General features: G+C 62.2%; 13 protein-coding genes. 11 read left to right on the top strand and 2 right to left on the bottom strand.

The genetic code is table 11. The features are described from left to right. Positions 1–14 precede the first annotated feature (14 nt). The 3 genes from rimI to J5441_00500 are packed head-to-tail and all read left to right on the top strand — an operon-like array spanning position 15 to position 2,734. Positions 15–503, top strand: coding sequence for a ribosomal protein S18-alanine N-acetyltransferase (rimI, locus tag J5441_00490; GenBank protein MBO4933638.1), 489 nt, complete (start codon positions 15–17; stop codon positions 501–503). Continuing rightward, positions 500–1,498, top strand: a complete 999-nt coding sequence (gene tsaD / locus J5441_00495) for a tRNA (adenosine(37)-N6)-threonylcarbamoyltransferase complex transferase subunit TsaD (GenBank protein ID MBO4933639.1) — start codon at positions 500–502, stop codon at positions 1,496–1,498. The genes rimI and tsaD overlap by 4 nt, the downstream gene beginning before the upstream one ends. Before the next feature lie 27 nt (positions 1,499–1,525). After that, complete coding sequence (locus J5441_00500; GenBank protein ID MBO4933640.1) at positions 1,526–2,734, top strand: cofactor-independent phosphoglycerate mutase; 1,209 nt, start codon at positions 1,526–1,528, stop codon at positions 2,732–2,734. A 190-nt stretch (positions 2,735–2,924) separates the two neighbouring features. Here J5441_00500 and J5441_00505 read toward each other — a convergent pair whose 3' ends face one another. Together J5441_00505 and J5441_00510 are read right to left on the bottom strand one after the other, a co-directional pair. Further along, a complete protein-coding gene (locus J5441_00505) occupies positions 2,925–4,760 on the bottom strand; it encodes a dockerin type I repeat-containing protein (GenBank protein MBO4933641.1) in 1,836 nt (611 codons plus the stop codon). A gap of 227 nt (positions 4,761–4,987) precedes the next feature. Then, the gene (locus J5441_00510; protein ID MBO4933642.1) at positions 4,988–7,591 is read right to left on the bottom strand and encodes an ABC transporter ATP-binding protein/permease; all 2,604 of its coding nucleotides are present in this window, start codon (positions 7,589–7,591) and stop codon (positions 4,988–4,990) included. Between the two features lie 208 nt (positions 7,592–7,799). Between J5441_00510 and J5441_00515 the strand changes: the two genes are divergently transcribed. The 8 genes from J5441_00515 to J5441_00550 all read left to right on the top strand — a co-directional run bounded on the left by J5441_00515 (position 7,800) and on the right by J5441_00550 (position 14,868). Continuing rightward, positions 7,800–9,251, top strand: a complete 1,452-nt coding sequence (locus J5441_00515; GenBank protein MBO4933643.1) for a polysaccharide deacetylase family protein — start codon at positions 7,800–7,802, stop codon at positions 9,249–9,251. A gap of 4 nt (positions 9,252–9,255) precedes the next feature. Beyond that, complete coding sequence (locus J5441_00520; GenBank protein ID MBO4933644.1) at positions 9,256–9,906, top strand: hypothetical protein; 651 nt, start codon at positions 9,256–9,258, stop codon at positions 9,904–9,906. A 42-nt stretch (positions 9,907–9,948) separates the two neighbouring features. Continuing rightward, the gene (locus J5441_00525) at positions 9,949–11,217 is read left to right on the top strand and encodes a hypothetical protein (protein ID MBO4933645.1); all 1,269 of its coding nucleotides are present in this window, start codon (positions 9,949–9,951) and stop codon (positions 11,215–11,217) included. A 49-nt stretch (positions 11,218–11,266) separates the two neighbouring features. Further along, positions 11,267–11,962, top strand: a complete 696-nt coding sequence (locus J5441_00530) for a hypothetical protein (GenBank protein MBO4933646.1) — start codon at positions 11,267–11,269, stop codon at positions 11,960–11,962. Between the two features lie 277 nt (positions 11,963–12,239). After that, positions 12,240–12,824 carry an NUDIX hydrolase gene (locus J5441_00535; protein ID MBO4933647.1) on the top strand — a complete coding sequence of 195 codons (585 nt, stop codon included), beginning with the start codon at positions 12,240–12,242 and terminating at the stop codon, positions 12,822–12,824. Next, positions 12,821–13,726 carry a 50S ribosomal protein L11 methyltransferase gene (gene prmA / locus J5441_00540; protein ID MBO4933648.1) on the top strand — a complete coding sequence of 302 codons (906 nt, stop codon included), beginning with the start codon at positions 12,821–12,823 and terminating at the stop codon, positions 13,724–13,726. The genes J5441_00535 and prmA overlap by 4 nt, the downstream gene beginning before the upstream one ends. Before the next feature lie 93 nt (positions 13,727–13,819). After that, positions 13,820–14,248 carry a zinc-ribbon domain-containing protein gene (locus J5441_00545; GenBank protein MBO4933649.1) on the top strand — a complete coding sequence of 143 codons (429 nt, stop codon included), beginning with the start codon at positions 13,820–13,822 and terminating at the stop codon, positions 14,246–14,248. Positions 14,249–14,385: 137 nt separating this feature from the next. Then, complete coding sequence (locus tag J5441_00550; GenBank protein MBO4933650.1) at positions 14,386–14,868, top strand: zinc-ribbon domain-containing protein; 483 nt, start codon at positions 14,386–14,388, stop codon at positions 14,866–14,868. Positions 14,869–14,967: the final 99 nt, after the last annotated feature.

The following is a 14,967-nucleotide window of genomic DNA, read 5'->3' on the forward strand; positions in this document are numbered from 1 at the left end:
GCCGCCGACGAGGAATGACAGAGTCATATAACTATTCACGCACCGGAGGCGCCGCATTGGATAACCTCACCATCACACCCTTCACAAAGGACGATATCGACGCGATACTCGAGGCCGAGCGCGTCTGCTTCACCCACCCCTGGACGCGGGAGGACTTCGCCGCCGCGCTCGACTGCGGCTACGTCTGCCTCGCCGCGCGCGAAAACGGCGCGCTCGCCGGATACGCGGTCGCCATGGCGGTCGCGGACGAGGCGACGGTCGCGAACGTAGCCGTCCTGCCGGAGTTCCGCGGGCGCGGCGCCGCGAAGGCGCTGCTGGCCGCTTCCCTCGCCGCCTGCCGCGAACGCGGCGCGGCGGTCTGCTTCCTCGAGGTGCGCGAATCCAACAAAGCGGCGCGGAAGCTTTACGAGAGCTTCGGCTTCACCGGGATCGCGGTGCGCCGCGGCTACTACGACTCCCCCGTCGAGGACGCGGTCATAATGAAAAAGGAGCTGAGCGAATGAGAATACTCGCGATAGAGACCTCCTGCGACGAGACCTCCGCCGCCGTCACCGACGGGCGCAGGGTCGTTTCCAACGTCGTTTCAACACAGATAAGCGTACACCGCGTTTACGGCGGCGTAGTGCCCGAGATCGCCTCGCGGCTGCACATCGAATCGGTCGTGCCGGTCACGGAGCAGGCGCTGCGCGAAGCCGGAATGACCTACGCCGACGTCGACGCCGTCGCGGTCACCAACCGCCCCGGCCTCATCGGCGCGCTGCTGGTCGGAGTCAACTTCGCAAAGGGGCTCGCCGCCGCGCTCGGCAAGCCGCTTATCCCCGTTCACCACATGCGCGGCCACATCGCCGCCAACTACATAACCCACCCCGAGCTCGAGCCGCCCTTCCTCTGCCTGACGGTCTCCGGAGGACACACCAACCTCGTCGCCGTCCGCGGATACACGGAGTTCGAGACGCTCGCGCGCACGCGCGACGACGCGGCGGGCGAGGCCTTCGACAAGGCCGCGCGCGTCCTCGGACTGCCCTACCCCGGCGGCGCGGAGATGGATAAGCTCGCCTCGCGGGGAAACCCCGACGCGTATAAGTTCACCGCGCCGGTGGTCCACGATAATCCGCTCGACTTCTCCTTTTCCGGAATAAAGACCGCCGTGGTCAACCTCGCGCACCACGCGGAGCAGACGGGCGAAACGCTCTGCGTTCCCGACGTCGCCGCCTCCTTCACGAAGACGGTGGTCGGCGCGCTGACCGAGCACGCGGAGGCGGCGCTGGAGCAGTACGGCTTCGGCACGCTCTGCCTCGCGGGCGGCGTCGCCGCGAACTCCCACCTGAGGGCTTCGCTCGCGGAGATGGCGAAGCGCCGCGGAGTGCGCCTGCTCGCGCCCGCGCTCGAGCTGTGCGGCGACAACGCCGCGATGATCGGCGTGCAGGCGGCGTTCGAATACGCCGCGGGCGTACGCGCCGATATGACGCTCAACGCCGAAGCCACCGCGGAACTTTGATTTGATTTTATTAAAGGAGCAATACCTATGAAATACGTCGTCGTACTCGGCGACGGGATGGCCGACCGTCCCGTGCCCGAACTTGAAAACAGAACGCCGCTTCAGGCGGCGCGCAAGCCGAATATCGACTCGCTCGCCCGTTTCAGCGAGACGGGGCTCGTCAAGACCGTGCCGGACGGAATGAAGCCCGGCAGCGACGTCGCCAACCTCGCCGCGATGGGCTACGACCCGCGCGCCTGCTACACCGGACGCTCGCCGCTCGAGGCGGTCAGTATGGGCATAAAGCTGAAGGACACCGACGTTACCTACCGCTGCAACCTCGTTACGCTCGCCGGAGGCGGCGTCGGCGAGGGCGTTATGGCCGACTACTCCGCGGGCGAGATAACTACCGCGGAAAGCCGCGAGCTCGTCAGCTTCCTATCCGAAAAGCTGAGCGAGGAAGGCTTCCGCCTCTACCCCGGCGTCAGCTACCGCCACTGCCTCGTCTGGGACGGCGGCTCGACGAACGTCACGCTCACGCCTCCGCACGACATACTCGGTAAAAACACCGCCGGCTACCTGCCGAAGGGCGAGGGCGCGGAGCGCCTGCTGAAGCTCATGCGCGACAGCGCGGAGCTGCTGCGCGATCATCCCGTCAACGCCGCGCGCCGCGCCGCCGGAAAGAACACCGCCGACTCCCTCTGGATCTGGGGCGAGGGCACTAAGCCCGCGATCCCCGACTTCCGTGCGCTGCGCGGGCTGAAGGGCGCGGTCATCTCCGCGGTCGACCTGCTGAAAGGCATCGGAATCAGCGGCGGCATGGAGAGCATCGACGTCGAGGGCGCGACCGGCACGCTGACCACCAACTTCGACGGCAAGGCGGAGGCGGCGATAGACGCCTTCAGACACGGCGCCGACTACGTTTTCATTCACATGGAGGCGCCGGACGAGTGCGGACATCAGGCGGATATCGAAGGCAAGGTGCGCTCGATAGAGCTGATAGACGAAAAGGTCGTCGGGCGGTTGCTGCGCGAGCTCCCCGCCGTCTGCGGCGAGTTCAGTATGCTCGTCATGCCCGACCATCCCACGCCGATAAGCATCCGCACCCACAGCGGCGACCCGATACCGTTCATGATCTACAGAAGCGGCCGCGACTGCGGCAACGGCGCGGATAAGTACGACGAGGACTCCGCCGCGAAGACGGGCTTATTCGTCGCCTCCGGCGCGGAGCTGACGGAGAGGTTTTTGAATTGCTGAAAACTGAAAACTTAAAAATGAATAATGAATAATTAACGAGAAACCGCACCCGAGGGTGCGGTTTTTTTAATATAAGCATTTTTTGCGGTTCTGTCATTCCGGGGAGCCGCGAACGCGCCGACAGACGCTTCTGCGTCAATGCGCGGACGAGCAATGCTCGTCCCTACGCAGCGGCGTTCCGCCGCTTCGCTCAGGATGACAGACTCGAGGGGTCGGCCAGCTTTGCCGCGACGCGAAGTATCCTCAACGCGTCGGAGACGGTTATCTCGCCGTCGCCGTCGACGTCGCCGATGCGGAGCGCCTCGGGAGTCGCCTCCGCGAGCTTCGCCGCGATACGCAGCGCGCGGAGCGCGTCGGATACGGTTATCTCGCCGTCGTTATCCAGATCGCCCGCCGCCTGCTCCGGCTCACCGCCTTCGACGACCTCGCGCCAGAGCGAAACGCCGGTGGGTATTTCGGTTATCACCCAGATATAGTCCCCCGTATCGGGATCGACGAGGCACATACCTTCGCCGTCCGTCGCGCAGTCCTCTTCGTATATCCATTCGTCGCGCAGCGTGAACTTATAGTCGGTCGAACCGTCGAAGGTCATCGGGTGCATACCGTCGAAGAAGTTGACGCCGACGTCGCCGTTTTTGAGGAAGGTGAAGTTGAGCGCCCAATCCATACGCAGGCCGTCGAGATACATCTCGATCTCCTCCTCGTCCTCCATACCGGCGATCGTGTTCGCCACCTCGATCAGGGCGTAAGACTTATCCTCGAAGTGCAGCGGATTCGGGTATTCCCACGAATAGTCAGGCACAAAGGAGAAGCACCCCTCGACTTCGACGAGGTATTCGCATGAAGGATACTCCGCTTCGTCGTCGTACCGTTCGCTTATCTTCTCGCGCGCTTCCTCCTCGGTGGCGGGGGCGTCCTGAAGGTAAAACGCCGCGCCGCCGCTGCCGTAGACCGTGCGGAGCCCGCCCTCGAGCTCGAAGCTCTCGACGGGCGCGCTTATAAGCTCGGGCACGTCGTAGCCCCCGTCCGTCGCGGACGGACGCGCGATATCGAGCGCGAGGCCGGTCTCGTCGTTGATCAGCAGGTAGCGTCTGCCGGAGATGAGTTGAGTCACGTCCGTCACCTTCTCGTAGACGGGCGCGCGCCCGCCGCAGCGGAGGCAGACTCCGCTCTCCGCGTCGTAGCAGTGCCCGAGCGCCGGACAGGTGTAGAAGTCCCAGAAGCCGAAATGCTCCTCGTACCCGGTCCCGTCCTCCTCGTCGACGCGCGCGGCGTAGATATTCATATCCTCGTCGAGCATCAGCCCGCAGTCCTCGCATTCGTAGTGCGCCTTCCTGCCGTAAGCCGTGCAGGTCGGCTCCGCCGCGGGGATGAAGGTCTTGTGCTCGTGCTCGCAGACGCGCTGGTAAACGTAAAGCTCCCAGCCATCCGGGAAGCCGCTGTCGAGGTACGGGGTGCGCTCGCTGAGGACGAAGGCGCCGTTTCTGAAAAGCAGGTGCCATATCTGATCGCCGTAGGTGATCCCGTTATCGTAGTCGTAGTAGTAATGGACGAAGCGGTGGACGGCGCCGTTCTCCGCGAAGGCGCGCCACTCGTGGTTGCCTTCGCCGGTCTGCGTGCCGAAGCCGAAGCTCGCCGCGCCGGTCTCCGCGTTCTCTATATCCAGCGTCATCTCGCGGCCGTCACGGAGGAATATGCCCTCCCACTCGGCGATCCTCAACACCGCCGCGTCGCCGGAAAGCTCGCCGCCGTCCGGCTCGAGGAGGGACGCCGTCACGGCGCCGCCGTTTTCGTTGAGGGCGTAGTATCTGCCGCCCTCCTCCGCGACGACGATGAAGCTCTGCAGCGGGTCGTCCTCCTCGCCGCTGCCGTAGTAGCCGGCGCCGTGGTCGAGGCGGTAGCGCACGCCGCCCGAAACGAGGTATTCGGGCATCGCGTCCCGCGGCTGCGCGCTCACGCCGAACGCCGGCAGCGCGCCGAGCAGCATCGCGAGCGCGATGAATACGGATATGATTCGCTTTTTCATTTCGCATTTTCTCCTTTGGCGTATGATTCCTTCCTTATGACCACAGTATAGCACGGACGGCGCGCGAAGTCAACGGAGAAAGCGCAAACAGTCCCCCGCGCGTTCGCGAACGCGGGGGGCTGTCGTTACGTTATATCCGAAGCGCGGCGTCAGTATACCGTGACCGACGTTCCGGGCGTGACGGCGCGGAGGATCCTTATCATATCGTTCGCCTCTTTGATCACGTTTTATTCGGTCCGCAGCGCTTCGACGGGGTCCTTCTTCGCCGCGAGGCGCGACGGGATAAGTCCCGCGACGAGCGTCAGCAGCATGCTTACCGCGACGAGCGCGACCGCTCCGGCGGTCGGCAGCGCGGCGAGATGCGAGATATCCGTCAGCGATTTCAGTATGATATTCGCCGGTATCAGCAGCAGGAGCGTTATCAGTATGCCCATCATTCCGGCGGTGAAGCCGATGATGAGCGTTTCGGCGTTGAAGACGCGGGAGATATCCTTCTTCGACGCGCCGATGCTGCGCAGTATGCCTATCTCCTTCGTGCGCTCCAGCACGGAGATGTAGGTGATGACTCCGATCATTATCGAGGAGACGACGAGCGAGACGGAGACGAACGCGATGAGTATATAGCTGATGGCGTTGATTATCGTCGTCACCGAGGTCAGCAGCAGGCCGATATAGTCGGTGTAGCGTATCTCGTAGCCCTCGCCCATCTTCGCGTTATAATCCGCGATGACCGCCTCGATGGCGTCCTTCGACTCAAAATCCTTGGGATAGATATTTATCAGCGAGGGCGTGTCGAGGTCGACGCCGCCGATCTTGCGCATAACGCTCTCGTAGGTGTCGCCGGAGGCGGCGGAAAGCGCGGCGATCGCCGCGGCGCGTTCCTCGTCGGAAAGCGCGGCGAGATACGCCTGCTGCTCCTCGGGGAGCGTTGCGATATCGAATCTGCCGTTGGAGAACGCCATCCCGGTCAGCACGTTGGTCTCCGGATCGGCGCGCTGCGCCTTGACGATCTCGCTTTCGTTGACCTTGTTTATAAGGTGCTCCGTCAGCTCGTGGGTGTAGCCGACCATGCCGCCGCGAAGCATCGTGACGAGCGCGTTCTCGGCGGGGCGGATGATGCCGACGATCTTTATATCCTCGGCGTTTTCAAGCGCCTTCGCGACGAAGTCGCCGTCCGCGGACATATCCACCCAGCGGTCGCCGAACCGCGCGTAGTAATCGCAGTTGAGCATCAGCTTGAACTTCAGCCCGACGAGCTCGTCGTAGGAATACTCCTTCTCCTCGGTCTGCGGCATTTCGCCGCCGTTCATCAGCGCCTTGAACATCCGCTCGAGCTCGGCGGAGTCCTTCAGCCCGAGGGCGTAAAGCGTATAGTCGCTGACGCGGTTGTATTCGTCGACGACGATGACCGCCTCGTCGTACGCCTCCGGCATCCTGCCGGAGAGGACGTCGAACTGCTCGTTCATGAATTCGCGGTTGCCCATCATCTCGCGCCAGACGTTCGAATTCGACAGTCCGGAGGAGGCGAAGGGGTTGGTCTGCGCCATCGTGTTCATACCCATGAAGTCGAAGACGGCGGAGGGGTTGACGCGGGTGACGCCGCCCGCGCCGTCGGCGTTGTAGAGGTTGAGGTCTATATCGTAGGAATACTGGATATCCGTAGTCAGCTCGCCGAGGCCGCTTTCCCCGCCGTCGACGAACGCCTTGAAGGATTTAAGGTCGTTGGTCTGCACCTCGTTGAGCATAGTTTTGAGCATATCGCTCATCATATTCGAGGAATAGACGCGGTCGAGCGGTCGGTCGGCAGGCTTGCCGCGCGTTCCGCGCAGGCTCTCCAGCAGAGAGGCGACGTCCACCGACTGCTTCTCTATCGTTATCGGGTAGCCGGAAAGGGTATCCTTCTCGACGCGGTGGATGTAGTTCGTCGCGCCGTGGCTCATCGCGAGGATCAGCGATATGCCGATGATGCCGATGCTTCCGGCGAAGGAGGTCAGTATCGTGCGGCCGCGCTTCGTGAAGAGGTTTTTCAGCGAGAGCGAAAGCGCCGTGGCGAAGGACATCGAATGTGCCTTCGCGCGCTTTTTCTTCTCGCGGCGCGCCTTGCGGTCGGCCTTCGCCTCCGCTTTGGCTTCCGCCTTCAGCTCCGCTTCGGCGTCGAAGGGCGCGGTGTCGTCCGTTATGCGTCCGTCGAGCAGGCGGACGGTGCGGGTGGCGTACTTCTCCGCGAGCTCGGGGTTGTGGGTGACCATTATCACGAGGCGGTCTTCCGCGATCTCTTTGAGTATCTCCATAAGCTGGATGCCGGTCTCGGTATCAAGCGCGCCGGTCGGCTCGTCGGCGAGGATTATCTTCGGATCGTTGACGAGCGCGCGGGCGATGGCGACGCGCTGCATCTGGCCGCCGGAAAGCTGGTTCGGCTTCTTGCCGACCTGGTCGCCGAGCCCGACCTTCTCAAGCATCTTACGCGCGCGCTCGCGGCGCTCCGCCTTCGGCACGCCGGAAAGCGTCAGCGCGAGCTCGACGTTGGAAAGCACGCTCTGATGCGGGATGAGGTTGTAGCTCTGGAAAACGAAGCCGACGGAATGGTTGCGGTAGGAATCCCAGTCGAGATCGGCGTATTCCTTCGTGCTGACGCCGTCGATGAACAAATCGCCGTCGGTGTATTTATCGAGGCCGCCGATGATGTTCAGCATCGTCGTCTTGCCGCAGCCGGACGGGCCGAGCACCGCGACGAATTCGCTTTCGCGGAAGCTGACGCTGATCCCCTTCAGCGCCTCGACCGCGGATTCGCCCTCGTCGTAGACCTTTTTTATATTCTTCAGTTCGAGCATTGCCCTCACTCCTTTTCGGAACGATTATAGCGCGGGTTTGTTAACGATATGTTAAATTCCGCGGGTATTTCAGTAAAACTTAACCGCTTTTCGTTATTATTCTATTCTCCGGCGCGGCGTCTGTCAACACATTTTCATCTTGCATTATCAAAAAAATGAGATATAATAGTATTTGTAGAATTATGAGTTCCCGCAAGGAGGAATGAATATGACAGGAACACACACCAGAAAACGCGTTCGCGTGCGCAAAAAGCGCCTCGCGATAGCCGTCGTCGCGCTCATCGCGGTCGTCGCGCTGACAATCGGGCTGATCTCGATCATCTCCAACCGCCAGACGCTCGACGGCGCGGACGTGAAGGACGAGCTCTCGATAGTGAACAACATCGCGTCGATAACCCACACCGAGGAGCAGCGTTTTTACGACGTCCGCATCTTCAAGCCGGACTTCGACGCCAAGAAGATGCCCGACGGGATGAAGAAATACTACGAGGACACCGAGGCTGACTTCCGCGAGCAGCTTCAGGGACTTCTCGAGGAGAAGCGTCTCTCCAAAAAGGACAAGGCTACGCTGGATATGAGCTATGAAGCGGAAACCTTCCAGCAGTTCACCACCTACACGGTCAACGCGGACGTCCACGTCTGCGAGGACTGCGTCGCCAACGGCAGCTTCAGCCGCCGCTACGCCGTAGTCGACACCACCGGCGCAGAGTACGTCGCCGCCGATCTTTTCAAGGACGACTACGACTACAAGACCGTGCTCGCCGCCAAGATAGCCGCGAAGCTCGAGGATAAGGACGTCCTCGGCGCGCTCCTCGAGATCGAGGAGCCCTTCACCGACAACGTCTTCATGACGGGCGAAGGCCTCCGCGTCGAGTTCGACGAGCCTGTCGGCGCCTCCGTCAAGGCGGGCGACGCGGTCACGATCGAGTATAAGTATATCTACTACGGCCTCAACTTCGAGCTGCCGGACAAGTATAAGCCGCCGGAGCCGAACCCGATCGACCCGAAGAAGGAAAAGGTCGTCGCGCTCACCTTCGACGACGGCCCGAGCGGCACGGTAACTCCGAAGCTGCTCGACCTGCTCGACAAGTACGGCGCGAAGGCGACCTTCTTCGTCGTCGGCGACTTCGTCGAGGCGAACCCCGAGGTGCTCAAGGACGCGGCGGAGCGCGGCCACACCATCGGCCTTCACACCCTCCACCACGACTACAGCTGGGTAAAGAACACGCAGGGCGCGATTCAGAACCTGCAGGACGAAGAGGATATGATCTATGAGATCTGCGGCGTCAGGCCCTACCTCTTCAGACCGCCCGGAGGAATAATGAACGCCAAGCTGCTGCAGGCGCTCGCCAGGCCCGCGATAATCTGGGACGTCGACCCGCAGGACTGGAAATACAAGGACGCCGACCACGTCTATAACGAGGTCATGAACCAGGTCACGAGCGGCGACATCGTCCTCTCGCACGACCTCTACGAATCGACCTATCAGGCGTACGTCCGCATAATCCCCGCGCTGAAGGAGCGCGGCTACCGCTTCGTCACCGTCGACGAGCTGCTCGGCATCACCGATCCCTCGATAGAGGGCGCGTACGCGGGCGAGTTCATCTATTACCGCACCCTCGCCTCCAAGCTCCGCAAGGAAGGCAAGTTCGGCGAGTAAGAGTATGAAAGAAGACATCTGCACCATCCCGATAAGCGAAATATTCGACGACAGCGACGGCTGCCCCTTCTGCCGCCTGCGCAGGAAGCTCGAGGACCGCGCGCTGGACTACATCTCCGGCGCGGCGATGATGGAGCCGGATATCCGCATAAAGACGAACGAAAAGGGCTTCTGCGAGAAGCACTACGCCGGGCTCGTTTCAATAGGCAAGCGGCTGCCCGTCGCGCTGATGCTGCAGTCGCACTGCAACGAGATACGCTTTTCGCTCTTCGGCGGCTCCGCCTCCGCGAAGAAGAAGGCGGAGAAGGCGCGCGCCTTCCACGACGGCTGCTACGTCTGCGACAGCGTCGGCTTCAACTTCCGCAACCTGCTCGTGCAGTTCACGCGGATGTATAAGACGGAGGACGACTTCCGCAAGGCGTTCACGCTGCAGCCGCAGCTCTGCCTGCGGCACTACGCCGACCTGCTCGCCGTGGGCGAGAAGGAGCTGGACAAGCGCACCTTCGCGAAGCTCAGCGACGACTGCGACCTGATGCTCGCGCGCACGCTGAAAGAGGAGTACGACCGCATAAGCGCGTTCTGCAAGTCCTTCGACTACAACAGCGACGTCACGCCGGACGGCAGGGCGATAGAGAAAATGATCGACGTGCTTTAACGCCCCGAAAACGGCGGGAAAGGATAACGGCTTCCTAAGGATATGAGTAAAAACTGGATGCGGCTGGACAACGCCGCCTTGATCTTCCCCGCCATAAGCCATACGCGCTGGAGCAACGTCTTCCGCGTTTCCGCGACGCTGACCGAGCCGGTCGATCCGGAGCTGCTGCAGCGCGCGGCCGCGGACCTTATGCCGCGCTTTCCCTCTATGTACGTGCGGCTGAAGACCGGCGTCTTCTGGCACTACCTCGAGGCGCTGCCCGAGCCGCCGCGGGTGCGCGAGGACTTCGCCTTCCCGCTGACGCTGATGCAGAAGAAGGAGCTGAAGACCTGCTGCATACGCGTCATATATTTCAAAAACCGCATCGCCGTCGAGTTTTTCCACTCGCTGACCGACGGAACGGGCGGCATGATCTATCTGAAAACGCTGACCGCGCGCTATCTGAAGCTTAAATACGGCGCGGATATACCCGCGGAGGAGGGCGTGCTCGATCCGGACGAAGCGCCGCTGCCCGAGGAGCTGGAGGACAGTTTCCCGCGCTTCTCGAACGGCGTCGCGCTCGACGACCGCGAATCCGACGCGCTGCGTCTGCGCGGCACGCGCGAGCAGAACTTCCTGCATCTCACGACCGGAGTCGCGCCGACGGACGCGCTGAAGGCCGCCGCGCACGGATACGGAGCGACGGTGACCGTTTTTCTCGCCGCCGTTATGGCCGAATCGATACTCGCGATCCAGGCGGAGCGCCGTCCCGAACGGCGCCGCCAAAGGCCGGTAAGAATAACCGTGCCGATAAATCTGCGCGCCCTTTACGGCAGCCGCACGCTGCGCAACTTCGTGCTGACGCTCAACCCCGGGGTCGACCCGCGCATGGGCGACTACACCCTCGGGGAGCTCTGCTCCGTCATCGCCGCGCAGCTGAAGGCGGAGGCGACTCCGCAGCGCATGGCGGGGCGCATCGCCGCCAACGTCAATCCGCAGAAGATACCGCTGGTGCGCGCCGTGCCGCTGCCGGTCAAAAGCTTCATAATGCGGCTGATATACGACCGCCGCGGCGAATCGAGGGGCTGCATCAACCTCTCGAACCTCGGCGTAATACGCGTGCCGGACGCGATGGCGCCCTTCGTGCGCCGCATGGAGTTCATCATCGGCACGCAGCGCAGCTACCCGAACAACTGCTCCGTGGCGACCTTCGGGAACGAAACGTATATCAATATGATACGCAACATACGCGAGCCCGAGCTTGAGCGCCGCTTCTTCTCCCGCCTCGTGGAGCTCGAAGTGCCGGTCGCGATAGAAACCAACTCGAACTGAATGGGCGCATTTTCACGCGCCCGCGCCAATATCATTTCAGGAGTATGCCATGTACTGTGTAAAATGCGGAGTCAGACTTGCCGACGGAACGGCCGCCTGCCCGCTCTGCCGGACGCCGGTGCGCGATCCCGGCGGCGCCGAAGCCGCGCCCGCCGCGCCGACCTATCCCGAACGCTATCCCGCCCCGCCGAAGACCCGCCGCTATCCGATACTCGCGTTTCTGACCGCGCTGCTGCTCGCGGCGAGCCTTTCCGCCTTCATATACTGCATAACGACCCTCCACAAAGTCGGCTGGTCGGGCTACGTCATGCTCGCCTGCGCGCTCGTCTATTTCGCGGTGCTGTTCCCCTTCTGGTTCGAGCGGCGCGAGCCGCTGATATTCGTGCCGATCGGATTCGGACTCGCCTGCGGATATCTGCTCTATATCTGCCTTTATACCGGAGGAAGCTGGTTCCTTTCGTTCGCCTTCCCGGTCACGATGCTCGCGGGACTGCTGACGACGGCGAGCGTTCTGCTTTTCCGCTTCGGCAAGCGCCGCAGGCTGCTCAAGATCGGGATACTGCTCATAGTCATCGGTCTGTCGAATATGCTGATAGAGTTCTTCCTCTGCATCACGTTCGGCACGCGGATGTTCACCTGGTCGCTCTATCCGGTCTGCTCCTTCTCGCTGATAGGGCTCGTTCTGATCCTCTGCGGCACCATACCGGGCTGGAGGGCGTATCTGGAGAAAAAGCTGTTTCTGTAACGCCGCGTTCGCCCGGGGGATTCCTCGTCGCTTCGTTCCTCGGAATGACAGAATCACGCCCTTTACTCACAGTAAAACCCCGCCTTGCCCTTGAGAAAAGTTTTTCACACTTTCAACAGGGTTTTCAACAGGTTAAAGCCCGATACGGCGCGTTTTCGACGGTTTTCGGCCGAAAATTTCAACGAAAGCGGTCGAAAAACGCGAATATACGTTCTGTAATTTCAGGCGAGCGGAGGCTCCGCAAGTCCCCTCGCCTGCCACGAAAGGAGCTGCCGATATGGACGGCGAAAACAAAATCGTCACTCCGGCCGAACAGCCGATAGACAAGACCGAAGTCACGCTTTCGAGCGAATGCGTCTACGACGCGGGCTTCATTAAGGTAATGAGCGACCGCGTGCGCCTGCCCAACGGCAGGGAGACCGGACGCACCTACGTCAAGCACCCCGGCGGCGTATGCGTATGCGCCGTCGACGCCGAGGGCAACGTCGCCTTCGTCAGACAGTACCGCTACGCGATGGCGGAGGAGGTGCTGGAGCTCCCCGCCGGCAAGATCGACGAGGGCGAAAGCCCCGAGGACTGCGGCCGCCGCGAGCTGATGGAGGAGACCGGCATGACCGCCGAGAAGTTCATTCCGCTCGGCATAATGTACCCCACGCCCGGATATTCCAACGAGGGAATATACATGTTCCTCGCGGAGAACGCGATACGCGGCGCCGCGAAGCCGGACGAAGACGAGTTCCTCGACACCCTCTATATGCCCTTCGACAAGGCGCTCTACCAGTCGCTGACCGGCGCGATAAACGACGCGAAGACGGTCATCTGCATGGCGCGCGCCGACCTGCGCAGAAGGAGGGGCAAATGATCTATACCGACGTCGCCGCGCGGGTGAAGACCGCCGACACCGAAGCCGCCTCCGCCGTCTTCACGATGGCGTACGACGGCGGCATTTGCGTCGAGGACTGCTCCGACATCGCCGAAGCCGCCGCGGTCATGCGCATGGACTACATCGACCGCGAGCTCGCCGAGCGCAACAAGGGCTTCTCGATCATACACCTCTACCTGCCGGAAACGGAGGACCTCTCCGCCGTGACAGATTTCATAAAGGAGCGCTTCGCCGCCGACGGCATAGAGTACGAGCTCTCCTTCAACCCCGTCGCGGAGGAGGACTTCGCGAACGCGTGGAAGGCGTATTACGAGCCGGTGAAGACCGGCGGGCGCATAACCGTCGTGCCTTCGTGGAAGGACTACGAGCCGGAGGACGGCGAGATAATTCTGAAGATGGATCCCGAAATGGCGTTCGGCTCCGGCACTCACGAGAGCACCCGCCTCTGCCTCGGCGAGCTGGATAAGCTCGTCCGCCCCGGCTGCACAGTGCTGGACGTCGGCTGCGGGAGCGGCATCCTCGCGATCGCCTCCGTGCTGCTCGGCGCGGGAAGCGCCGAGGCGTGCGACGTAGACGGCATCTCCGTGGAGACCGCCAGGCGCAACTGCGAGAAGAACGGCGTGAGCGTGAAGACCTACCGCTCCGACCTGTTTTCCGCGGTCGCGGGGCGCTTCGACGTCATCTGCGCGAACATAGTCGCCGATATAATCATCCGCATGGCGCCGGAGATAAAGGCGCACATGAACGCCGGCGGCGTTTTCCTCTGCTCCGGCATCATCGCGGAGCGCGCGGGCGAGGTCCGCGGCGCGCTTGAAGCGAACGGGCTGACCGTCCTGCGCACCGACGAGCTCAACGGCTGGGCCGCGATAGTCGCGGAATAGTTCGGGAATAACGGTGCTTGTTTTGTTCTTGACAAGCGCCGTTTTTTCATATATTATTTTTGTATGAACAATAATATTTACGGGAGGCAAATTATGGCTAAATTCTGCGTATACTGCGGGTCGTCTATGGACGACAACGCGAAGTTCTGTCTGAAATGCGGCAAGCCCGCGCCCGGAGTGCAGCCCGCGGCTCCCCAGCAGCAGCCCGCGCGGCCGCAGCCGGCTCCCCAGCCGGCGCTCTCGTCCTACTCCCCGCCCGGCATCACCGTCGACTACGCCGACAAGTCCGTCTTCTCCGGCGCTTCCGGCCAGAACCTGCACTACGTCGTGCTGCAGGTCACGCTGAAGGAAAAATTCATCGGCACCGGCTCCGGCAACCTGACCGAGCTCGAGGCGTGCATCAACGCGCAGGCCGCCAAGGGCTACCGCCTGCACACCATCACCACCTCCAACGGCGGCAGCAAGGGTATGCTCGGCGGCGACCGCATCCAGGCGACGCTGGTCTTCGAAAAAATAGTCTGACCTTTTTGAAAAAGCGGTCTTTGCGCGCGCAAAGACCGCTTTTTCTCCGCGTTTTCGGTATTGACAAACACGCGATCTTGTTATAATATACATATATACAGATAAACGCGGCTGCGCCGCGAATAAGGAGGATATTTATGGCTAAATTTTGTATGAAGTGCGGCAATCCGCTCCAGGAAGGTCACAAGTTCTGTCTCAACTGCGGCGCTCCCGCCGCGCCCGTTGCGCCTGCTGCGCCCGCTGCGCCCGCGGGTCCGGTCTGCGCCAAGTGCGGCAATCCGATCCAGGAAGGCCACAAGTTCTGCCTCAACTGCGGAACTCCCGTTGCCGCCGCCCCGGTCGTTGAGGCCGCCGCTCCGGTAGTCGAGGCCGCCGCTCCCGTCGTGGAAGCCGCCGCTCCCGTCGTGGAAGCCGCCGCTCCGGTCGTTGAGGCCGCCGCCCCGGTAGTCGAGGCCGCTCCCGAAGCGCCGAAGGCGTGCGCCGTCGTCATCGCCGAGCTGAAGGACGCGGGCGCCCTCGAGGAGCTCGTCAACGGCAAGGCCGCCGAGGGTTACCGCCTCGTCGCCGCCGTTCCGAACGGAGTGAGCAATAAAGCCACGCTTTTCTTTGAGCTGAAGTAAAAGCGCGTCTTTTCGGTGCTTTTCGGCTTGTCGTCCTCGGCAGGCAATAGCCTAGCCGTCGTCCTTCCGCGCCGAAAATCATCCGAAAATTCGTCGCTT

The organism is Clostridia bacterium (assembly GCA_017620395.1).
Lineage (GTDB): Bacteria > Bacillota > Clostridia > Oscillospirales > RGIG8002 > RGIG8002.